A 21,168-nucleotide genomic window follows, 5' to 3' on the forward strand; every position below is an offset into this window, starting at 1 on the left:
GCGCGGGACAGGGGTTCGGATCACTTGCCCTCGGGCCAGCACTGGGGGCGGGTCTGGCAGTAGACGGTCCTGGTGACGGTCACGGTGACGGTGGGCCCCGGCCCGACGCGCGTCGGGTCGCTGTTCACCGGCGGGGTGGGGGTGGCGTCGCAGTCGCCCAGCCCGCTGACCCGCAACCGCTGCTTGCCGTCGACCTCGGCGGTGAGTTCGCCGCGGACGCAGGCGCCCTCGACGACGCGGGTGACGTGGCCGTCGACGGTGATGTCCTTGCCGTCGTCGGTCTGCCCCTCGCAGCTCACCTCCGCGACCGTCTCCTCGCTCGCCGAGGCGCTCGCGCCGGAGCCGTCGTAGGACGCGTTGCAGGTGATCCACCGCACGCCCGTGTCCCGCCGCTCCAGTTCGCGGGTGACCGTCTGGTCGGTGGTGTACGCCACCGACGCGGAACTCGTACCGACGGGATCGCAGGCCACGACAGCGCCGACGGCCACCACGGCCAGTACGGCGGCCGGCACCCCGCGCCGCCCGAACCGAACACGCATCGAAACCCCCATGCGGGCAGACTGCCACCGACGGGGGCGGGGCGGTAGGGCGCATACGGACACGCGCACCACCCCGGCGCGGTCAGCCCCAGCGGCCCGTGCGCCCCAGGAGCAGGGCGGCGGCGGCGGTTCCCGCGGTCGAGGTGCGCAGGACGGTGGGGCCGAGGACGTACGGCCGGGCGCCCGCCTCCTGGAAGAGCGTCAACTCCTCGGGGGAGACGCCGCCTTCGGGGCCGACGACGAGCACGATGTCGCCCTCGGCGGGGAGCGCGGCGCCGGCCAGCGGGATCTCGCCGCTCTCGTGGAGCACGGCGGCGAAGTCGGCGTCGGCCAGGAGGGAGGCGACCCGCTTGGTCGTCGCCGCGTCCGCGACCTCGGGGAAGCGGACCCGGCGGGACTGCTTGCCGGCCTCCCGGGCGGTGGCCCGCCACTTCGCGAGGGCTTTCAGACCGCGGTCGCCCTTCCACTGGGTGACGCAACGGGACGCCGCCCACGGCACGATCGCGTCGACGCCGACCTCGGTCATCGTCTCGACGGCCAGCTCGCCCCGGTCGCCCTTGGGGAGGGCCTGGACGACCGTGATGCGGGGGGCGGGCGGGGGCTCCTCGACCACGCTCTCCAGGTCCGTCACGACCAGCCGGTCCTTGCCCTCGGCCGCCTTGACGACGCCTTCCGCCCACCGCCCGCGGCCGTCCGTGAGGATGACGTCCTCCCCCGGCCGCAGCCGCTTCACGGAGACGGCGTGCCGTCCCTCGGGGCCGTCGAGGACGTACACCCCGCCGGACAGGTCGTCGAGGGAGGCGGCCACGAACACCGGTGCCGTCATCGGTCCGCACCTCCGGTGGTGTAGTGCGACAACGCCGCTTCGGCGGCGTTGAGTTCGGCCACGAGCACCTCCACGAGCCGCCCGGCGGGCAGCTCCCGGGCCATCCGGTGGCCCTGCCCGGCCCACAGGGCCAGCCCCTGGGGGTCGCTCGCCTTCGCCGCCGCCTTGCGCAGCGGCGCGGTGAGGTGGTGGACGTCCGGGTAGGCGGCGGGGGCGTACGGGCCGTGCTCGCGCAGGAAGCGGTTGACCAGGCCGCGGGCGGGGCGCCCGGAGAAGGCGCGGGTCAGCTGGGTGCGGACGAACAGGGGGTGGGTCAGCGCCGTCTTGTGCAGGGCGTGCGCGCCGGACTCGGCGGTGGCGAGGAAGGCGGTGCCGAGCTGGGCCGCGCTCGCGCCGGCCGCGAGGACGGCGGCGATCTGGCCGCCGCGCATCAGGCCGCCGGCGGCGATGACCGGCAGGTTCACCGCCTCGCGCACCTGGGCGACCAGTGACAGCACCCCGATGCCCGAGCCGTCCGTCTCCGGGGCGTCCCGGTGGGTGCCCTGGTGGCCGCCGGCCTCGACGCCCTGTGCGATCACCGCGTCGGCGCCGGCCTCCTCGACGGCCCGGGCCTCCTCGGCGGTGGTGGCGGTGACCACGGTGAAGGTGCCGACGCGGTGCAGGGCGTCGACCACCTCGCGGCCGGGGACGCCGAAGTGGAACGACACCACCGGCACGGGGTTGTCGAGCAGTACGGCGAGCTTGGTCTCGTAGCCGTCGTCCCGGCCGCTGTCCGGGTCGCCGAGCTCCGTCCCGTACCAGGCGGCCTCGCCGGCCAGCTGGTGGGCGTAGACGCCGACGGCCGCGGGGTCGGCCGTCTCCGGCTGCGGCAGGAAGAGGTTCACGCCGAACGGGCGGCCCGTCAGGCTCCGCAGCTGCTTGATCTCCTGGTACATCCCGTCGGGCGTCTTGTACCCGGCGGCCAGGAAGCCGAGCCCGCCCGCCTCGCAGACGGCGGCGGCCAGCCGGGGCACGGAGACACCGCCCGCCATGGGAGCCTGCACGATCGGGTACGGGAAGAGATCGGTCAGCGCGGTGGACATGAGCGCATGGTGCCACGTCCCCGGGACAAGACCGAATCCGGGCTTCCGCCGCCGGAACGGGCCCCGGCCCCTGCCCGCGCGGGCCGGTGCGGCTCAGGGGCGGTGCCCGTGCCGGTCAGCACCGGGGCCTGTACGGGCACGGGACCGGCGCCCGTACGAGTACCGGCCTGGCGCCCGTACGAGTACCGGCCCCGGCGCCCGTACGGCACTCGTCCCCATGCCTACGGCGCTCGTCCGCGCGCCCGCGCCGGGCCCGGCTCAGCGCCCGTTGAAGGCGTCCTTCAGCCGTGAGAACAGCCCCTGCTGGCCCGGCTGGAACTGCCCCTGGGGCCGCTCCTCGCCCCGCAGCTTGGCCAGTTCGCGCAGCAGGCGCTCCTGGTCGGGGTCGAGCTTGGTCGGGGTCTGGACCTCGACGTGCACGATGAGGTCGCCCCGGCCGCCGCCGCGCAGATGGGTCACGCCCCGGCCGTGCAGCGGGATCGACTGGCCGGACTGGGTGCCCGGGCGGATGTCGACCTCCTCCAGGCCGTCCAGCGTCTCCAGCGGCACCTTGGTGCCGAGGGCCGCCGCCGTCATCGGGAGGGTGACCGTGCAGTGCAGGTCGTCGCCCCGGCGCTGGAACTGGGAGTGCGGCAGCTCGTGGATCTCGACGTACAGGTCGCCGGCCGGGCCGCCGCCGGGGCCGACCTCGCCCTCGCCCGCGAGCTGGATCCGCGTGCCGTTGTCCACACCGGCCGGGATCTTCACCGTCAGCGTGCGGCGGGAGCGGATGCGGCCGTCGCCCGCGCACTCGGGGCAGGGGGTCGGCACGACCGTGCCGAAGCCCTGGCACTGGGGGCAGGGCCGGGAGGTCATGACCTGGCCCAGGAAGGACCGGGTGACCTGCGAGACCTCACCGCGGCCGCGGCACATGTCACAGGTCTGCGCCGAGGTGCCGGGGGCCGCGCCCTCGCCGTTGCAGGTGTTGCAGACGACGGCCGTGTCGACCTGGATGTCCTTGGTCGTGCCGAAGGCGGCCTCGTCCAGCTCCACCTCGATACGGATCATCGCGTCCTGGCCGCGGCGGGTGCGCGAACGGGGCCCCCGCTGCGACGCCGTACCGAAGAACGCGTCCATGATGTCCGAGAAGTTCCCGAAACCGCCCGCGCCGAAACCGCCGGCGCCGCCGCCGCTCTGCGACAGGGGGTCGCCGCCGAGGTCGTAGACCTGCTTCTTCTGCGGGTCCGACAGCACCTCATAGGCGGCGTTGATCTCCTTGAACCGCTCCTGGGTCTTCGGATCGGGGTTGACGTCCGGGTGCAGCTCGCGGGCGAGCCTGCGGAACGCCTTCTTGATCTCGTCCTGGGACGCGTCGCGGCGTACGCCGAGTACGGCGTAGTAGTCCGTGGCCACTTATGACTCCGCCAGGATCTGTCCGACGTACCGTGCCACTGCGCGTACCGCTCCCATCGTTCCCGGGTAGTCCATGCGGGTCGGTCCGACCACGCCGAGCTTGGCAACCGCCTCGCCGCCCGAACCGTAGCCCACCGACACGACGGACGTGGAGTTGAGTCCTTCATGGGCGTTCTCATGACCGATCCGTACGGTCACGCCCGGATCCTTCGCCTCGCCGAGCAGCTTGAGGAGCACCACCTGCTCCTCCAGCGCCTCCAGCACCGGCCGGATCGTGAGAGGGAAGTCATGGCCGAAGCGGGTGAGGTTGGCGGTGCCGCCGATCATCAGCCGCTCCTCGTTCTCCTCGACCAGGGTCTCCAGCAGGGTGGAGAGCACCGCGGCGACCGTACCGCGCTCCTCCGCCTCGAAGGCGTCGGGGAGGTCCTCGACCAGCGTCGGCACGTCCGTGAACCGGCGCCCCGCGACCCGGCTGTTGAGCCGCGCCCGCAGGTCCGCCACCGAGGTCTCGCCGAACGGCGACGGACAGTCCACCATGCGCTGCTCGACCCGCCCGGTGTCCGTGATCAGCACCAGCATCAGGCGCGCGGGCGCGAGCGAGAGCAGCTCCACGTGGCGCACGGTCGAGCGGGTCAGCGACGGGTACTGCACGACCGCGACCTGCCGGGTCAGCTGCGCCAGCAGCCGCACCGTGCGGGCCACCACGTCGTCGAGGTCGACGGCGCCCTCCAGGAAGTTCTGGATCGCGCGCCGCTCGGGGGCGGTCATGGGCTTGACCCCGGCGAGCTTGTCGACGAAGAGCCGGTAGCCCTTGTCGGTGGGGATGCGCCCGGCGCTGGTGTGCGGCTGGGCGATGAACCCCTCCTCCTCCAGCGCCGCCATGTCGTTGCGCACGGTCGCCGGGGAGACACCGAGGCTGTGCCGCTCGGTGAGGGCCTTGGAGCCAACGGGCTCCTCGGTGCCGACGTAGTCCTGGACGATGGCGCGCAGCACTTGCAGCCTTCGTTCACTGAGCATCGCGCACACCTCCCGGTCACGTCCGGCCGTTGCCGTCCTGGCACTCACCGCGCGCGAGTGCCAGACTTCCCCGGCCCAGTGTACGGCCGTGGGGTACACCCCCGGCAAGGGCCGCCCGTGCCGCCGTCCCCGGCGCGCTCGCACCGCTAGCGTCGCCGCCATGACGGTGACTTGGGAAGAGCTGGGCTGGGAGCGGGTGGCGGCCGGGGTGGGGCGGCGCCGGCTGCCGGTGTGGGACTGCACGGCGGGGCTCGTGGTCGGCGGCGACGCGGCGCTGGTGGTCGACGCGGGGTCGAGCCTCGGCGAGGGCGCGCGGCTGCGCGCCGAGGCGCAGCGGCTGGCCGGCCGGCGTGTGACGCATCTCGCGCTGACCCACGCCCACTTCGACCACGTCTTCGGGGCGGCGGCGTTCGCGGGGGCCCAGGTGTACGGCGCGGCGGGGGTGGACGCGGTCCTCGGCGAGGGGCGGGCGGCGCTGCGGGCGGACGCGCTGGCCAACGGGCTGGACCGGCGCCGTGCGGCGGAGGCGGTGGACGCGCTGGTGTCCGTCCGGCACCAGGTGGGCGGCGAGCGGACCGTGGACCTGGGCGGCGGCCGGCGGGTGCTGCTGGCCGCCGTGGGCCCGGGGCACACGGCGCACGACCTGGCGGTGGTGGTGCCGGGCAGCCCGGCGGTCGTCTTCTGCGGGGACCTGGTGGAGGAGTCGGGACAGCCGCAGGCGGGGCCCGACGCGCTGCCCGGGCAGTGGCCGGCCTCGCTGGACCGGCTGCTCGGCCTGGGCGGTGAGGACGCGCTGTACGTGCCCGGTCACGGGGCGGTGGTGGACGCGGCGTTCGTCCGGGCGCAGCGGGACGCGCTGGCGGCGCGGTTCGGCGTGTCGCGCTGATCACCCGCGTGGCGTTCCTCGTATCGTCGGCGGAATGCGCCCACCCGTCTCCCACCACCGCCCTTCCCCCGAGGGCCCTTCGGGCCCGCGCCCCCGCGTGTACTCCACCGATCTCACGCCCTCGTGGAAAAAGCCGCAGCCGGTGCCCGAGGTCCCGGCCGATCCCGGCCTGGTCGTCGAGGAGCCCGGCACCGGGTTCTGCGGCGCGGTGATCGGCTGCGAGGCGGGCACGGTGACGCTGGAGGACCGCTTCGGCAAGCACCGGGTCTTCCCGCTGGAGCCGCGCGGGTTCCTGCTGGAGGGCCGGGTGGTGACGCTGGTGAAGCCGTCGTCGCCGGGGCCGCCGCGGCCGTCCCGTACGGCGTCCGGTTCGGTCGCCGTGCCCGGCGCGCGGGCGCGGGTGGCACGGGCGGGGCGGATCTATGTGGAGGGCCGGCACGACGCCGAGCTGGTCGAGAAGGTGTGGGGCGACGACCTGCGGATCGAGGGCGTGGTCGTGGAGTACCTGGAGGGCGTGGACCACCTGCCGTCGATCGTCGCCGACTTCGCGCCGGGCCCGGACGCGCGGCTGGGGGTCCTGGTGGACCACCTGGTGCCGGGGTCGAAGGAGTCACGGATCGCCGAGTCGGTGACCAGCGCGCACGCGCTGGTGGTCGGCCATCCGTACATCGACATCTGGGAGGCGGTGAAGCCGGCCGCGCTGGGGATCGAGGCGTGGCCCCGGGTACCGCGCGGTCAGGACTGGAAGACGGGCGTGTGCCGGGCGCTGGGGTGGCCGGCGGACAACACCGGGGCGGTGTGGCAGGCGATCCTGGCGCGGGTGGGCTCGTACAAGGACCTGGAGCCGGAGCTGCTGGGGCGGGTGGAGGAGCTGATCGACTTCGTCACGGCCGGTGATGCGGCTTGACGCCCTTGTAGGTGCCGAACACGGTGGTGTCCAGCTCAACGCCCAACTGTTCCAGCGGCAGCGGCGCCCCGGACTTGGTGATCCGCTGCACCTGATGGTCAGCTCCCTCGCCTCGTCCGACCGGGTCCGGGTACAGAACACACTGGGCCGTGACGGGGTCGACGATCAAGTACGCGGGCACTTCACCAGCAGCGTAGATCAGACGCTTGACGCCATGATCCCGGTCCACGCTGGTCTTCGAGACCACTTCCACGACCAACGTGATCACCTGAGACGGAAGAAGACGTCCTGAGTCCGGGCCGATGCCGAACTCCATGACCACCAGGTCGGGCACAGGTTCGCCGGCCTCGTCGACGACGTCGATGTCCTGAGTCTGGAGCCGCTCCCAGCGCCGGTGCGGGATCTGGTCCATCACAGAGGTGACGATCCGGTTGTGCACCAGATCAGGGCTGGCCGTCATCACGATTTCCCCCCGAAGCAGCTCGGCCTTGAACCCCTCGGGCGGTTCGAACCCCGCGAAGAACTCCGCGACTCCGCGTTCGTCCACAGCTGTCATCTCCGTGGCCCTCCAGATCCGCCGCGTCCTTTTGGCGGCAGCCCAAGAGCCAGGTCAGGGGCCGAACTGGCATTCCGAGGCTATTCGCTCCCCCGAGTGATCAATCCACCAGATCCCGGACCACCCCGTCCGCCAGCAGCCGCCCGCGCAGCGTCAGCACCGCGCGTCCCTCGTCGTACGGGCCCTGCTGGAGCAGTCCGTCCGCCAGGGCCCGGCGGGAGGCGGCGAGGCCCTCTTCGCGGAGGAGGGAGAGCGGGACGCCCTCGCGCAGGCGGAGTTCCAGGAGGACGCGCTCGACGCGGCGGTCCTCCTCGGTGAGGATCTCGCGCCCGGCGCCCGGGGAGCGGCCCTGCGCCAGCGCCGCCGCGTACGCGCCGGGGTGCTTGACGTTCCACCAGCGCACGCCGCCCACGTGGGAGTGGGCGCCCGGTCCCGCGCCCCACCAGTCGGCGCCCCGCCAGTACAGCTCGTTGTGCAGGCAGCGCCCGGCCTCGGAGGTGGCCCAGTTGGACACCTCGTACCAGTCGAAGCCCGCCGCGGCGAGGGTCTCCTCGGCGATCAGGTACCGGTCGGCGTGCACGTCGTCGTCGGTCATCGGGACCTCGCCGCGGCGGATCCGGCGGGCGAGCCGGGTGCCCTCCTCGACGATGAGCGCGTACGCGCTGACGTGGTCGGGTCCGGCGCCGAGCGCCGCGTCCAGGGAGGCCCGCCAGTCGTCGTCCGTCTCGCCGGGGGTGCCGTAGATCAGGTCGAGGTTGACGTGGTCGAAGCCGGCCGCGCGGGCCTCGGCGACGCAGGCCTCGGGGCGGCCGGGGGTGTGGGTGCGGTCGAGGATCTTCAGGACGTGCTGCCTGGCGCTCTGCATGCCGAAGGAGATCCGGTTGAAGCCGCCCTCGCGGAGGGTCTCCAGGTACGCCGGGCCGACGGACTCCGGGTTGGCCTCGGTCGTGATCTCCGCGTCGGGCGCGAGGCCGAACTCGTCGCGGATCGCGTCCAGCATCCGTACCAGGTCGTCGGCGGCCAGCAGGGTGGGCGTGCCGCCGCCGACGAAGACCGTGCGGACCTCGCGGGGGTCGTCGCCGAGCACCTTGCGGGCGAGGCGGACCTCGTCGGTGAGGGTGTCGGCGTAGTTGTCGCGGGAGGCGAGGACGCCGCCGGTGGAGCGCAGCTCGGTGGCGGTGTAGGTGTTGAAGTCGCAGTAGCCGCAGCGGGTCGCGCAGTACGGGACGTGCAGGTAGAAGCCGAGGGGGCGGCCGGCGGCCCCGGCGAGCGCGGAGGCGGGCAGGGCGCCGTCGGCGGGGACGGGCTCGCCGTCGGGGAGTGCGGAGGGCATGGGCTCCATTGTCCCGCATCCGTGTCCCGCATCCGTGCCCCGCACACCGGCCGCTGCTCGGCCTGGAGCACCAGCAGGGCCAGGTCGTCCTCCGGCGGGCCGTCGCCGAACGCGTGCACCAGCCCTCGGACGCGTGCGGCGATCAGCCGCGCGTCCAGGCCCGCGCACCCGGCGAGCGTGATGGCGAGGCCCTCGTGTCGTCGTCGAACCGGCGGGAGCCGTCGCGCCGCTCGGTGACGCCGTCGGTGACGCACAGCAGACTGTCGCCGGGCCGCAGCTCGAAGGTCTCGCCGACGTACGTCTCGTCCTCCACGACCCCGAGCAGCGGCTGGGGCCGCGCGACCGTGCGGACGTCGCCGTCGGGCGTGAGCAGCGGCAGCGGATGTCCGGCGGAGGCGAGGGTGCAGCGCACCCCGCCGTCGAACGGGACCAGTCCGCCGTGGAGCGGGGACAGGAAACGGGTCCGCGGACCGTCGTCCGGTGCGGGCGGCCGGCCTCCGGCGGCGGCCACGGTCCGGGCGGCGGCCTCGGTGGCGTCGTCGGCGGCCTCGGTGGCGTCGTCGAGCAGGAGCCGGTCGAGGCGGTCCGGGACGTCGGCGGCGCCGTGTCCCTCGCGGGCCGGCAGCCGCGGCCAGGGCCGGGCCAGGCGGACGCCCGCCGACGTGCCGCCGGCGCACCGGCCGGCGCGGCCCAGGGACTCGTCCGCCAGCCAGACCGCGCACCAGTCGGCGAGCCGGGGCACCAGCCGCTGTCCGGTGAGGGAGGCGACCGAGGCCCGGCTGGCCGCGCTGGAGACCCGCCTGGACGCGGACGCGCCGCCGGACGTACCGGAACTGCGCCGCCGGACGTACCGGAACTGCGCCGGCGGCCGCGGGACCGCGGCGCCCGGTGGTGCGCGACGGACGCCGGCCTCGAGCAGCGGTCGGGCGGTGGCGGGCGAGAGGACGGGACGGCGTGGGGCGGGTCGCGCCCCACGCCGGTCTCATGCCTCGCGCGCCCCCTCGTACATCTCGTCGATCAGGTGCTTGTACGCGCGCTCCACCACCGGCCGCTTCACCTTCAGGCTCGGGGTGACCTCGCCGTGCTCGACGTCGAGGTCGCGGGGCAGCAGCCGGAACTTCTTGACGGTCTGCCAGCGCTGGAGCCCGGCGTTGAGCTCATCCACGTACCCCTGCACCATGCCGATCGTCGCCGGGGCCGCGACGATCTCGGCGTACGTCTTCCCGGCCAGCCCGTTCTCCCGCGCCCACGCCGTGATCGCGACCTCGTCGAGGGTGATGAGGGCGGTGCAGAAGTTCCGGTCGGCGCCGTGCACGAGGATGTTGGAGACGTACGGGCACACCGCCTTGAACCGCCCCTCGACCTCGGCGGGCGCGATGTACTTGCCCCCGGACGTCTTGATCAGGTCCTTCTTGCGGTCGGTGACGCGCAGGTAGCCGTCGGGCGACAGCTCGCCGATGTCCCCGGTGTGCAGCCAGCCGTCCGGTTCCAGGACCTCGGCGGTCTGCTCGGGCAGCTTGTGGTAGCCCTGCATGATGCCGGGGCCGCGCAGCAGGATCTCCCCGTCGTCGGCGATGCGCACCTCGGTGCCGGGCAGCGGCTTGCCGACCGTGCCCGTGCGGTACGCCTCGCCGGGGTTGACGAAGGAGGCGGCGGAGGACTCGGTGAGGCCGTAGCCCTCCAGGATGTGGATGCCGGCGCCGGAGAAGAAGTACCCGATGTCGGGGGCGAGGGCGGCGCTGCCGGAGATGCAGGCGCGCAGGTTGCCGCCGAACGCCTCGCGGATCTTGGCGTAGACCAGGGCGTCTGCGGCCTTGTGCTTGACGGAGAGGCCGAAGGGGGCGCTCGCGGTGCCGGTGCGGCGGAAGTTGTCCTGGGTGGCCCTGGCGTACTCGCGGGCGACCTCGGCGGCCCACTGGAAGATCTTGTACTTGGCGGCGCCGCCGGCCCTCGCCTTGGCCGCGACCCCGTTGTAGACCTTCTCGAAGATGCGCGGGACGGCCGCCATGTACGTCGGCCGGACCACCGGCAGATTTTCGGTGATCTTGTCGACGCGGCCGTCGACGGCGGTGACGTGGCCGGCCTCGATCTGCCCGGAGGTCAGCACCTTGCCGAAGACGTGCGCGAGCGGCAGCCACAGGTACTGCACGTCGTCCGCGCTGATCAGCCCGGTCGCGGTGGTCGCCTTCGCCATGTACGACCAGCAGTCGTGCGGGAGGCGTACGCCCTTGGGGCGGCCGGTGGTGCCGGAGGTGTAGATGAGGGTGGCGAGCTGGTCCTTGGTGAGCGCGCCGACCCGGTTCCCGACCAGGTCCGGGTCCTTCTCCAGCCGGGCCGCGCCCCGCCGCTCCAGCTCGTCGAGGGTGAGGACCCAGTCCTCGCCGGTGCCGGCGCCGGCCGGGTCGATCACCACGACATGGGTCAGGTCGGGCAGTTCGCCGCGCTTCTCCTTGACCTTGGCGAGCTGGGCGGCGTCCTCCGCGATCAGCACCCGGCTCCCGGAGTCGGAGACGATGTACGCCGACTCGTCGGCGTTGGTCTGCGGGTAGACGGTGGTCGTCGCCGCGCCCGCGCACATGATGCCGAGATCGGCGAGGATCCACTCGATCCGGGTCGCCGACGCGAGCGCCACCCGCTGCTCCGGCTCGATCCCCAGCTCGATCAGACCGGCCGCGATGGCGTGGACCCGCTCGGCGGCCTGCGCCCAGGTCAGCGACCTCCAGTCGTCCGGCCCCTCGCCCGAGACCGGCGGTACGGGGTAGCGGTAGGCCTCGGCGTCCGGCGTGGCCGCCACGCGCTCCAGGAAGAGGCCCGCCACGGACGGCGGACGGTTCTCGATCAGTGTCTGTGTGTCGCTCACGACATCCTCCGGGCCCGCGACGGTGCGGCTGGCTCTGTAGCGGCTGGCTCTCTTGGCTCTCTTGCGCTCTCTTGTTTAACTCGCGAGTAACTATCGAGCAGGGGATCAGGGTAAAGCCCGACCGGCCGGTATGTAAGGGCCCGCGCCCGGTCACTTTCACGTCACTTCCCCCGACGGCCGTCCCACCGCACACGCAGGGGGCCCGTCGCACTGTCCCTCCGTGCGACGGGCCCCCTGCGGCTGGTCCGGGCTGGTATCCGTGGCTCGCCCGGGACCGGTCTCCGCGACTGGTCCGGGTCCGATCTCCGTGGCCGGTCCGGGACCGGTCCCCGCGACTGGTCCGGGTCCGATCTCCGTGGCCGGTCCGGGACCGGTCCCCGCGACTGGTCCGGGTCCGATCTCCGTGGCCGGTCCGGGTCCGATCTCCGTGGCCGTCCGGGACCGGTTCGTAGCTGGTCCAGGGCCGGTCCGTGGGCGGTCCGGGCCCCTTCCGCGGCCGTTACTTCTTGCCCTTGCCCGATCCCGCGCTGTCATCGCTGGAGAGGACGGCGATGAAGGCCTCCTGGGGAACCTCCACGGACCCCACCATCTTCATCCGCTTCTTGCCTTCCTTCTGCTTCTCCAGCAGCTTCCGCTTGCGGGAGATGTCACCGCCGTAGCACTTGGCGAGGACGTCCTTGCGGATGGCGCGGATGGTCTCACGCGCGATGACGCGGGAGCCGATGGCCGCCTGCACCGGCACCTCGAAGGCCTGCCGGGGAATCAGCTCCTTGAGCTTGGCGACCAGCCGCACACCGTAGGCGTACGCCTGGTCCCTGTGGGTGATCGCGGAGAAGGCGTCCACCTTGTCGCCGTGCAGCAGGATGTCGACCTTGACCAGGCTGGAGGTCTGCTCGCCGGTGGGCTCGTAGTCCAGCGAGGCGTAGCCGCGGGTCTTCGACTTCAGCTGGTCGAAGAAGTCGAAGACGATCTCCGCGAGGGGCAGGGTGTAGCGGATCTCGACGCGGTCCTCGGAGAGGTAGTCCATGCCGAGCAGGGTGCCGCGCCGGGTCTGGCACAGCTCCATGATCGAGCCGATGAACTCGGTCGGCGCGAGGATCGTGGCGCGCACGACCGGCTCGTACACCTCGTTGATCTTGCCCTCGGGGAACTCGCTCGGATTGGTGACGGTGTGCTCGCTGCCGTCCTCCATCACCACGCGGTAGACCACGTTGGGCGCGGTGGCGATCAGGTCGAGGCCGAACTCGCGCTCCAGCCGCTCCCGGATCACGTCCAGGTGCAGCAGGCCGAGGAAGCCGACGCGGAAGCCGAAGCCGAGGGCTGCGGAGGTCTCCGGTTCGTAGACGAGGGCCGCGTCGTTGAGCTGGAGCTTGTCTAGGGCCTCGCGCAGCTCGGGGTAGTCCGACCCGTCCAGCGGATACAGCCCCGAGAAGACCATCGGCTTCGGGTCCTTGTAGCCACCGAGCGCCTCCGTGGCGCCCTTCTGCTGGCTGGTGACGGTGTCGCCGACCTTGGACTGGCGGACGTCCTTCACGCCGGTGATGAGGTAGCCCACCTCGCCGACGCCGAGGCCGTCGGCGGGGAGCATCTCCGGCGAGTTGGTCCCGATCTCCAGCAGCTCGTGGGTGGCGCCGGTCGACATCATCTTGATGCGCTCGCGCTTGTTGAGCTGGCCGTCGATGACACGGACGTAGGTCACCACACCGCGGTAGGAGTCGTAGACCGAGTCGAAGATCATCGCGCGGGCGGGGGCGTCGGCGACGCCGACCGGGGCCGGGACGTCGGCGACGACCCGGTCCAGCAGCGCCTCCACGCCGAGGCCCGTCTTGGCGGAGACCTTCAGCACGTCGTCGGGGTCGCAGCCGACCAGGTTGGCGAGTTCCTCGGCGAACTTCTCGGGCTGCGCGGCCGGCAGGTCGATCTTGTTCAGTACGGGGATGATCGTGAGGTCGTTCTCCATCGCCAGGTAGAGGTTGGCGAGGGTCTGGGCCTCGATGCCCTGGGCGGCGTCGACCAGGAGGATGGTCCCCTCGCACGCGGCGAGCGACCGCGAGACCTCGTAGGTGAAGTCGACGTGCCCCGGGGTGTCGATCATGTTGAGGATGTGCGTGTCGTCCTTGGCGTGGGTGGGGGCCCACGGCAGGCGCACCGCCTGAGACTTGATCGTGATGCCGCGCTCGCGCTCGATGTCCATGCGGTCGAGGTACTGGGCGCGCATCTGCCGCTGCTCGACCACACCGGTCAGCTGGAGCATCCGGTCGGCGAGCGTGGACTTGCCGTGGTCGATGTGCGCGATGATGCAGAAGTTGCGGATCAGAGCCGGGTCGGTACGGCTCGGCTCGGGCACATGGCTAGGGATCGCGGGCACGCAGGGTCCTGATTCTTGAGGCGTCCGCAGTGTCTGCGGTCTCGGGTCGGATCGATACGTAGCTTCCATCGTCCCACGGGCGGGGACCGCGGGGCGGTCTGGGAGGGGTCGCGGGGCGGTCGGCGGCGGGTTTGGGCGCGTCGACGGGCCGCTGGTAGTGTGGGGGGCTGTGTCTCTTGCCCTCTCAGCCTGAGGCACGACTTCTGGAAAATCACCGGTACGGGCCCCGTGGGCCCCGTGCCTGAACCTGTAGAGGCTCATTCGTGGCGAACATCAAGTCCCAGATCAAGCGGATCAAGACCAACGAGAAGGCCCGGCTGCGCAACAAGGCCGTCAAGTCCTCCCTGAAGACCGCGATCCGCAAGGCCCGCGAGGCCGCTGCCGCGGGTGACGTCGAGAAGGCCACCGAGTACCAGCGCGCCGCCGCGCGTCAGCTCGACAAGGCCGTCTCCAAGGGCGTCATCCACAAGAACCAGGCCGCCAACAAGAAGTCGGCGCTGGCGCAGAAGGTCGCCGCCATCAAGGGCTGAACTCCCGTCTGGTCCGTCTGACCGCCGGAAGGACCCAGAGCGGGCCCTCTCTCATCCGCTCCCGACCGGCACCCCGAGCCCGCACGCGGCCTGCGTTCGCCACGCGGGTGTGGGCTCACCCCGATGCTTGACCCGAGGCCCCGCCTTCTGGGCGGGGCCTCGGTGTGTCCGGAACCGGCCGACGGGCCGGCCGGGGTGCTTCAGCCCGTCCGGTGTCGGAGGCGGAGGCGAGGCGTCCGGATCGCTTCGGTCCGTGCCGCAGGGGTCCAGGCCGCAGGGGTCCGGGACACAGGGGGTCCGGGCCGCAGGGGTCCGGAGACAGCTCCCAGGGGCGGGACGGGCGAGGAAGGGGCCTGCGGGGAAGGGCAGGGAACTACGGGGAAGAGCGGGGACCCGCGGGGAAGGGCAAGGCAGGGGAAGCGGACGGACAGGGGCGGAGGGGCGGCCACGGGGCCGGCGCCACGAAGTACTCGCTCCCCTCGAAGCCCAGCCCACCCCAGCTCGTGCCTACCACCCCCGCGACCGCGCCGCCCGCGCGATGGTGACGACCGCCTTCTCCAGCGCGTATCCGGGATCGTCTCCTCCGCCCTTGACCCCGGCGTCCGCCTCGGCCACCGCCCGCAACGCGACGGCCACACCGTCCGGTGTCCAGCCGCGCGTCTGCTGCCGTACCCGGTCGATCTTCCACGGCGGCATGCCCAGCTCCCGGGCGAGATCGGCGGGACGTCCCCCGCGCGCGGAGGACAGCTTGCCGATCGCCCGCACTCCCTGCGCCAGCGCACTCGTGATCAGCACCGGCGCCACCCCCGTCGCCAGCGACCACCGCAACGCCTCCAACGCCTCCGCGGTCCGGCCCTCGACCGCCCGGTCGGCGACCGTGAAGCTGGATGCCTCGGCCCGCCCGGTGTAGTACCGCCCGACGACCGCCTCGTCGATGGTCCCCTCGACATCCGCGACCAGCTGGGACACCGCCGACGCCAGCTCCCGCAGATCGCTCCCGATGGCGTCCACCAGCGCCTGGCACGCCTCGGGCGTGGCCGACCGCCCGGTGGTACGGAACTCACCGCGCACGAAGGCCAGCCGGTCCGCCGGCTTGGTCATCTTCGGGCACGCCACCTCCCGCGCCCCCGCCTTGCGCGCCGTGTCCAACAGTCCCTTGCCCTTGGCACCGCCCGCGTGCAGCAGGACCAGGGTGATCTCCTCGGCGGGTGCGCCGAGGTAGGCCTTGACGTCCTTGACCGTGTCGGCGGACAGGTCCTGCGCGTTGCGTACGACCACGACTTTGCGCTCGGCGAAGAGCGAGGGACTGGTCAGCTCGGCGAGCGTGCCGGGCTGCAACTGGTCCGGGGTGAGGTCGCGTACGTCCGTGTCGGCGTCGGCGGCCTTCGCGGCGGCCACCACCTCCCGCACGGCACGGTCGAGCAGCAGGTCCTCCTGGCCCACGGCGAGCGTCACCGGGGCGAGAGGGTCGTCATTCGCAGTCTTCCTGGCCATCGCGACAAGCATCGCACGCGGCACCGACATCGCGTCCGGCGCGGACATCCGTACTAGGAGGGCGAAGGTTTGACCAGGTGTGGTGCCCCGTGCGGCCGGGGAGCGGGTGACGGGTGGCCGGCCCTGGAGCGCGGTGTGTCCGCGGTGGTGACCGCGCGGGCGCGACCACCGGGGAAGACGTCGCGTCGCTCCTGCTCTGAGCGGTGGGGACGGGCGCCCGGCACTGGACCGTGGCGGGTGAGACCTCGAAGCGTCCGGCGGCCCGGCGCAGCGGCCGGCCGTCCTCGACCGCACACCGGCCGTCCTCGACCGCACACCCGCCGTCCTCGGCCACGCAGCGGACCAGGGGCAGCCGTCCGGTCCCGGTCAGGGGTGCGTCATGGCGGGGCGCGAGGGCCTTTCGGTCAGGTGCAGACGTCGCAGTCCACACCGAACCGGAAGGCCCTCACCCGTTCGAGATCCCTCAGCCGAGACCTGGCTCACCCGGCCACGACCTCCCGGGACGGAACGACTAGGGCTCCTCCCGCCAGCCGTCCCACTCCGCGGCGAACTCGTCCAGTCGCCCGGCGTCCAGCCGCCGTTCCTCGTCCCGCAGGACGACGAGCCACTGGGCGTCCTCGGCATCGTCCTCCCCGGCCAGCGCGTCCCGGACGAGGCGCGGCTCCTCGGTGACGCCGAAGCGCTCCCCCAGCGCCTCGGCCACCTCCTCCGCGGCATCGCGGTCGGGCAGCACCAGCACATGTCTCACATCGCTCACGCCGGACATTGTCCGTCACCGGCCCGACCGGGCGGGCCGGGCGGGCCGGGCGGGTACTCCCCCCGTCGGCACCGCCGTGACGAACGCCCCGCAGGGGTCCGTCCCTCCGCTGACGATCTCGCGTCCTCCGCTGTCGCTCACGGTCAACTCGGCGTGCGCCACCGGTTCGTCGACCGGGCCCAGCGCCTGTCGGCTCAGCACTCCGCGCTCGGTGGAACCTGCGCCGCCGCCAAGGGCCCGGTCCGCCGTACCTGCTTCGCGCGGCTTCCCGACAAGCGGCCGGTCGTCCACGACGCCCTCCGCGCGACGCCGAACCATCCCCTGTCGACGGCAGGTTCGATCACCGTTGAGGCTTTCCGGGCACCACGGGACCACATCACATCAAAGCGGCGCACGTGACGGCACCGCGCACAAGTGGCCCCGCTGCGGCACCGCGCACGAGTGATCCCGTTGCGGCGGCGGACCAGCGGCTCCGGTACCGGTCCGCTCAACTGACGTGCAGGTGGGACCTGTCGTCCGCCCGGTCTGCTCTCAGCTCCCTGTCACCCGCAGCCCCTCCTCCTCCGTGCCGGTGACGGCCAGCGCGCCGTCCCGGTCCGTACGCAGGACAGCGGCGCCCCGGGCACGCAGCGCCGCGAGCGTGCCGGGGGCGGGGTGGCCGTACATGTTGTGCGCACCGCAGGAGATCAACGCCACTCGCGGGGCCGCGCGGCGCAGCAGCTCCGGGTCCTGGTGGGCCGAGCCGTGATGGGCCACCTTGAGCACGTCCACCCCTTCCAGCGCGGGGGCCACCGCCGATCCGGCCAGTGCCCGCTGGGCGGGCGGTTCCAGGTCCCCGAGCAGGAGCAGCCTGAGGCCGGCCGTCCTGACCAGCAGAGTGACGCTGGCGTCGTTCGGACCCCGCACGCCGAGCCGCTGACTCGACGCGGGCGGCGGGGGCCACACGACCTGCCAGGACAGCGCCCCCGTCCGCCGCCGCTCCCCGGCGACCGCGTGCCGCACCGGGATCTTCCGTGCCGCCGCCTGTCCGCGGACGAAGTCGACCTGGTCCGCCGGTTCCTCGAAGCCGGTCGTCTCGATGGCTCCCACCGAACGCCCCCGGAACACGCCGGGCAGACCCGCCACGTGGTCGGCGTGGAAGTGGGTCAGCACGACGAGCGGGACCCGGGTGATCCCGAGCGAGCGCAGACAGCGGTCGACGAGGACCGGCTCCGGTCCGGCGTCCACCACCACGCCCGCGCCCTCACCCGCCGCGAGCACCATCGCGTCGCCCTGTCCGACGTCACACATCACCAGCCGCCAGTCCGGGGGCGGCCAGCCCGTGATCACCCGGGTCAGCGGCGCCGGCCGCAGCACCGCGACCACCAGCGCCAGCACACAGACACCGCACCACCAGGGATGCCGTAGCAGCCGCCGCCCGGCGAGCAGCAGACCGGCGGTCACCAGCGCGAGCGACGCCGCCCCGGTCCAGCTCCCGGGCCAGTCGACTCCCGCGCCGGGCAGCGCCGCCCCGGTCCGGGCCACCCGAGCGAGCCAGCCGGCCGGCCAGCTCGCGCACCACGCCAGCGCCTCGGCCACGGGCATCGCCACCGGGGCGGTGGCCAGCGCGCCGAAGCCCAGGACCGTGGCCGGCGCGACGGCGAACTCGGCCAGCAGATTGCACGGCACCGCCACCAGGCTCACCCGGGCCGACAGCACGGTGACGACGGGCGCACACACCGCCTGCGCGGCGGCAGCGGCGGCCAGCGCCTCGGCCAGCCGGGGTGGCACCCCTCGGCCGCGCAGGGCGGTGCTCCAGCGCGGCGCCAGCGTGAGCAGGGCGCCGGTGGCCAGTACCGAGAGCAGGAAGCCGTGGCTCCGGGCGAGCCACGGGTCGTACAGGACCAGCAGCAGCACCGCCGTCGCCAGCGCCGGGATCAGGGATCTGCGGCGGCCGGTGGCCAGGGCGAGCAGCGCGACGCCTCCGCAGGCCGCGGCCCGCAGCACGCTCGGGTCGGGGCCGCACACGAGGGTGAGCCCGAGGGCGAGCGCCGCCCCGAGCAGTGCCGTCGTCCGCAGCGGGACGCCGAGGCGGGGCGCCAGTCCCCGGCGCTCGCTGTGCTGTGCCAGACCGGGCGGGCCCAGCAGCAGGGCGAGCAGGATCGTGAAGTTGGCGCCGCTCACGGCGAGCGTGTGCGCGAGGTCGGTCTCCTTGAACGCCTCGTCCAGATCCGGGGTGATCCGCGAGGTGTCGCCGACGACCAGCCCCGGCAGCAGCGCCCGGGCGTCCGCCGGGAGGTCGTCGGTGGCCGCCCGAAGTCCGGCGCGCAACCGTCCCGCGGCCCGCTGTGCCCCCGACGGTCCGGCCACGACGTCCGGCGCCGCCCCGCCCCGTACCCGCCACAGGGCGGCGATACGGTCCCCGCCCACCGCGGGGGGCGCCGATCGGGCGGTGATCCGCACCCGCGTGGTCGGCAGCAGCCCGAGCCAGGGCGAGGCGCGGGCCCGGTCGGCGGTCGCGCCCGGGGCCGGGGACGGGAGCGGGGCCGAAGCCGGGCCCGCGGAGTCCCGTTCCGGCGTCGCCGTGTCCAGGTCGACGATCATCCGTACCGGCGTCCGTGTCGTCACCGCCGTCCCGTCCGCCTGCTCCACGCGGCGTACCTCGGCGTCGACCAGCACGGCGGGCGGTGCCGTGTGGTTGCCCTGAACGCAGGGGCGGGCGAGGCGCGGGCCGGAGGTCAGTTCCACCTCCGCGGTCACGGTGGCGTACCGCCGGGCCAGTTCCGGTACCGGGCCCCGGCGTAGGTCCGCGCCGTGCAGCCCGGCCGAGGCGGCGGACGCGGCGACGCAGAGCAGCAGGGCGGCGACGGCGGGCCGGTGGCTTCCCCAGCGGCTTCCCCGGGGTTCCTGGTGTTCTTCCCGGGGTCGCTCCCGGTGTTCTCCCCGCGACCGCCTCCGGGTTGTCCGGCGCGTCAGCAGGAGCCCGGCGACGACGGCGCAGCCGACCGCCGCGCAGACGGTCCATCCGGCGGGCGCGTCCAGGAACAAGGCCGCCGCCGCCCAGGCTCCGAGGGCGGGCGGCACCAGGCGCAGGTCCGCCGGTCCCTCCTGCCGGGGACGGGCGGTGCCGAGCCGCTTGCCGGACGCGGCGTGGACCGCTGCCCGGGCCGCCGCGGCGGCCGGCGGGACCGATCCGGCCGACGGGACCGATCCGGCCGACGGGACCGATCCGGTCGGCGGGTGTGTGCCGTGCTGGTCACCCGGTGCGTGGGCCGGCTCGGTGCGGCGCGTCATGGCCGTACGAGGTCGCGCAGGTCGGCGAAGCGGCGCTCACCGATGCCGTTGACCTCACGCAGTTCGTCGACGGAGCGGAAACCACCGTGCTGTGTGCGGTACTCGACGATATGCCCGGCGAGCACGGGGCCGACGCCCGGCAGCGTGTCGAGTTGCTCGACGGTGGCCGTGTTGAGGGAGACGGGGGCGGCGGGCGCCGCTCCGGGTGCCCCGGCGGCCGGCCCGCCCCCGGCCGCACCGGCAAATCCGTCCCCCGCGCCCGCGCCCTCCGGGGGCGGGCCGACGATGACCTGTTCGCCGTCGATCAGGAACCTCGCGCGGTTGAGCGCGTCGGTGTCGGTGCCGGGACGTACGCCGCCGGCCGCGCGCAGGGCGTCCGCCACCCGTGACCCCGGCGGCAGCCGGTGGACGCCGGGTTCGCGGACCTCGCCGCTGACGTCCACCACGATCTCGGCACCCGGGGTGGCCCCAGGCACACCGGTCGCCACCGGGTCCGTCCCGCCCGGTGTGCCCGCGGCCCCGGCCTCTCCCGTGGGCTCGCTCCGCCGGCTGTCCGGCGCTGCCGCCGCCCGCACCAGCTCGGGTGCGGGCACGGCCTGGGTCCGGCCGGTCCAGAAGTGCTGCACCGCCAGCCCCGCGGCGGCGACGAGCACCACGGTCAGCGCCAGCGCACCGTGCCGTTCCAGCCCGCACCTGGTCTGGAGCCACAGCGGCATCCGCTCCCGCAGCGCCAGCCGGGCACGCGCCCAACGGGACCGCCCGCCATGGGCGGCCCCGGCATCCGGAGCGGCTCCCGTGCCTGCGGCAACCCCGGTGTCCGGGGCGAGGCCCGTACCTACGACAATCCCGGCATCCGGAACGGGACCCGTACCTGCGGCAGCTCCGATGACCGGGACGAGACCCGTGCCTACGACGGCCCCGGCGTCCGGAACAGCCCTCATGCCCGAGACCGCCCCGGCGCCCGCGTGGGTCTCCGCTCGCGGGGCTTCGGCGGCCGGACCCGCGGCCCGCCGCCCGGGCGGTGCCTTCCCCGACTTTCGCCGCTGAGCACCGCCTTCCCCGGGAGCGGCCCCCACCGGCCGCTCGCCGAACAGCGCCTCCGCCCGTCCGCGAAGTTCCTCCGCCGCGGCCCGGCGGCCATGGTGCCGTGCCCGGCCCGGGTGCCGTACCCGGCCGTGGGCCTGCGGCGGGCGTCGGTGGCGGAAGCGGCCGTCGGAGGCGGGGCGGCGGCCCGGGCCGCTGGTGGGTGCCGTCGCGCGAGAACGTGATCGAAGTGCCATGCGTCGAGGATCGGACGACCCGGCACACTCGCGATGATCATGGTCGGTTTCTGGGGACCGACGCCCAC

At 73.7% G+C, this 21,168-nt stretch carries 16 protein-coding genes and 1 pseudogene; 3 read left to right on the plus strand and 14 right to left on the minus strand.

The features are described 5' to 3' along the window. Positions 1–20: 20 nt before the first annotated feature. The 5 genes from ACY1JF_RS02230 to hrcA all read right to left on the minus strand — a co-directional run bounded on the left by ACY1JF_RS02230 (position 21) and on the right by hrcA (position 4,856). Positions 21–539 carry a hypothetical protein gene (locus ACY1JF_RS02230; protein WP_462703235.1) on the minus strand — a complete coding sequence of 173 codons (519 nt, stop codon included), beginning with the start codon at positions 537–539 and terminating at the stop codon, positions 21–23. An 82-nt stretch (positions 540–621) separates the two neighbouring features. Then, a complete protein-coding gene (locus tag ACY1JF_RS02235) occupies positions 622–1,365 on the minus strand; it encodes a 16S rRNA (uracil(1498)-N(3))-methyltransferase (protein ID WP_462703236.1) in 744 nt (247 codons plus the stop codon). After that, positions 1,362–2,447, minus strand: coding sequence for a nitronate monooxygenase (locus ACY1JF_RS02240; protein ID WP_462703237.1), 1,086 nt, complete (start codon positions 2,445–2,447; stop codon positions 1,362–1,364). Before ACY1JF_RS02240 ends, ACY1JF_RS02235 begins: the two co-directional genes overlap by 4 nt. 258 nt (positions 2,448–2,705) lie before the next feature. Further along, a complete protein-coding gene (dnaJ, locus tag ACY1JF_RS02245; protein WP_462703238.1) occupies positions 2,706–3,839 on the minus strand; it encodes a molecular chaperone DnaJ in 1,134 nt (377 codons plus the stop codon). Next, on the minus strand, positions 3,840–4,856 hold the full coding sequence (hrcA, locus tag ACY1JF_RS02250; RefSeq protein ID WP_462703239.1) for a heat-inducible transcriptional repressor HrcA: 1,017 nt from the start codon (positions 4,854–4,856) through the stop codon (positions 3,840–3,842). It lies immediately after the preceding gene. A 160-nt stretch (positions 4,857–5,016) separates the two neighbouring features. Here hrcA and ACY1JF_RS02255 point away from each other — a divergent pair, with 160 nt between their 5' ends. Beyond that, positions 5,017–5,742, plus strand: coding sequence for an MBL fold metallo-hydrolase (locus ACY1JF_RS02255; RefSeq protein ID WP_462703240.1), 726 nt, complete (start codon positions 5,017–5,019; stop codon positions 5,740–5,742). Positions 5,743–5,776: 34 nt separating this feature from the next. After that, a complete protein-coding gene (locus tag ACY1JF_RS02260) occupies positions 5,777–6,649 on the plus strand; it encodes a DUF3097 domain-containing protein (protein WP_462703241.1) in 873 nt (290 codons plus the stop codon). On the opposite strand, the gene ACY1JF_RS02265 is transcribed toward ACY1JF_RS02260, so the two are convergent. From ACY1JF_RS02265 to lepA, 5 genes and pseudogenes are all read right to left on the minus strand, one after another. Then, entirely contained in the window at positions 6,627–7,205 is a 579-nt protein-coding gene (locus tag ACY1JF_RS02265; RefSeq protein ID WP_462703242.1) for a Uma2 family endonuclease, read from the minus strand. The genes ACY1JF_RS02260 and ACY1JF_RS02265 overlap by 23 nt on opposite strands. A gap of 100 nt (positions 7,206–7,305) precedes the next feature. Continuing rightward, complete coding sequence (gene hemW, locus ACY1JF_RS02270; RefSeq protein ID WP_462703243.1) at positions 7,306–8,538, minus strand: radical SAM family heme chaperone HemW; 1,233 nt, start codon at positions 8,536–8,538, stop codon at positions 7,306–7,308. Positions 8,539–8,594: 56 nt separating this feature from the next. Beyond that, positions 8,595–9,190: pseudogene (locus ACY1JF_RS02275) on the minus strand (PP2C family protein-serine/threonine phosphatase); the annotation flags it as partial. A gap of 330 nt (positions 9,191–9,520) precedes the next feature. Beyond that, positions 9,521–11,398, minus strand: coding sequence for an AMP-dependent synthetase/ligase (locus tag ACY1JF_RS02280; RefSeq protein WP_462703244.1), 1,878 nt, complete (start codon positions 11,396–11,398; stop codon positions 9,521–9,523). Between the two features lie 499 nt (positions 11,399–11,897). Then, on the minus strand, positions 11,898–13,766 hold the full coding sequence (gene lepA / locus ACY1JF_RS02285; RefSeq protein ID WP_462703245.1) for a translation elongation factor 4: 1,869 nt from the start codon (positions 13,764–13,766) through the stop codon (positions 11,898–11,900). Positions 13,767–14,029: 263 nt separating this feature from the next. Here lepA and rpsT point away from each other — a divergent pair, with 263 nt between their 5' ends. After that, on the plus strand, positions 14,030–14,296 hold the full coding sequence (gene rpsT / locus ACY1JF_RS02290; RefSeq protein WP_365824265.1) for a 30S ribosomal protein S20: 267 nt from the start codon (positions 14,030–14,032) through the stop codon (positions 14,294–14,296). 507 nt (positions 14,297–14,803) lie between these two features. Here rpsT and holA read toward each other — a convergent pair. From holA to ACY1JF_RS02310, 4 genes are all read right to left on the minus strand, one after another. Beyond that, a complete protein-coding gene (gene holA, locus ACY1JF_RS02295; protein ID WP_462703246.1) occupies positions 14,804–15,790 on the minus strand; it encodes a DNA polymerase III subunit delta in 987 nt (328 codons plus the stop codon). Positions 15,791–16,301: 511 nt separating this feature from the next. Continuing rightward, a complete protein-coding gene (locus ACY1JF_RS02300; protein ID WP_462703247.1) occupies positions 16,302–16,547 on the minus strand; it encodes a hypothetical protein in 246 nt (81 codons plus the stop codon). Between the two features lie 531 nt (positions 16,548–17,078). Continuing rightward, positions 17,079–19,820: a ComEC/Rec2 family competence protein gene (locus ACY1JF_RS02305; protein ID WP_462703248.1), complete on the minus strand. Its 2,742-nt coding sequence runs from the start codon at positions 19,818–19,820 to the stop codon at positions 17,079–17,081. After that, positions 19,817–21,100: a helix-hairpin-helix domain-containing protein gene (locus tag ACY1JF_RS02310; RefSeq protein ID WP_462703249.1), complete on the minus strand. Its 1,284-nt coding sequence runs from the start codon at positions 21,098–21,100 to the stop codon at positions 19,817–19,819. Before ACY1JF_RS02310 ends, ACY1JF_RS02305 begins: the two co-directional genes overlap by 4 nt. Positions 21,101–21,168 lie beyond the last annotated feature (68 nt).

The sequence above is a fragment of the Streptomyces sp. SYSU D01066-1 genome, assembly GCF_054956795.1.

Excerpts from the sequence above, each read along its gene's own strand:
- ACY1JF_RS02230 (WP_462703235.1), bottom strand. The coding sequence starts at position 539 with ATGCGTGTTCGGTTCGGGCGGCGCGGGGTGCCGGCCGCCGTACTGGCC.
- ACY1JF_RS02235 (WP_462703236.1), bottom strand. The coding sequence starts at position 1,365 with ATGACGGCACCGGTGTTCGTGGCCGCCTCCCTCGACGACCTGTCCGGC.
- ACY1JF_RS02240 (WP_462703237.1), bottom strand. The coding sequence starts at position 2,447 with ATGTCCACCGCGCTGACCGATCTCTTCCCGTACCCGATCGTGCAGGCT.
- hrcA (WP_462703239.1), bottom strand. The coding sequence starts at position 4,856 with ATGCTCAGTGAACGAAGGCTGCAAGTGCTGCGCGCCATCGTCCAGGAC.
- ACY1JF_RS02255 (WP_462703240.1), top strand. The coding sequence starts at position 5,017 with ATGACGGTGACTTGGGAAGAGCTGGGCTGGGAGCGGGTGGCGGCCGGG.
- ACY1JF_RS02260 (WP_462703241.1), top strand. The coding sequence starts at position 5,777 with ATGCGCCCACCCGTCTCCCACCACCGCCCTTCCCCCGAGGGCCCTTCG.
- ACY1JF_RS02265 (WP_462703242.1), bottom strand. The coding sequence starts at position 7,205 with ATGACAGCTGTGGACGAACGCGGAGTCGCGGAGTTCTTCGCGGGGTTC.
- hemW (WP_462703243.1), bottom strand. The coding sequence starts at position 8,538 with ATGCCCTCCGCACTCCCCGACGGCGAGCCCGTCCCCGCCGACGGCGCC.
- holA (WP_462703246.1), bottom strand. The coding sequence starts at position 15,790 with ATGGCCAGGAAGACTGCGAATGACGACCCTCTCGCCCCGGTGACGCTC.
- ACY1JF_RS02305 (WP_462703248.1), bottom strand. The coding sequence starts at position 19,820 with ATGACGCGCCGCACCGAGCCGGCCCACGCACCGGGTGACCAGCACGGC.
- ACY1JF_RS02310 (WP_462703249.1), bottom strand. The coding sequence starts at position 21,100 with ATGGCACTTCGATCACGTTCTCGCGCGACGGCACCCACCAGCGGCCCG.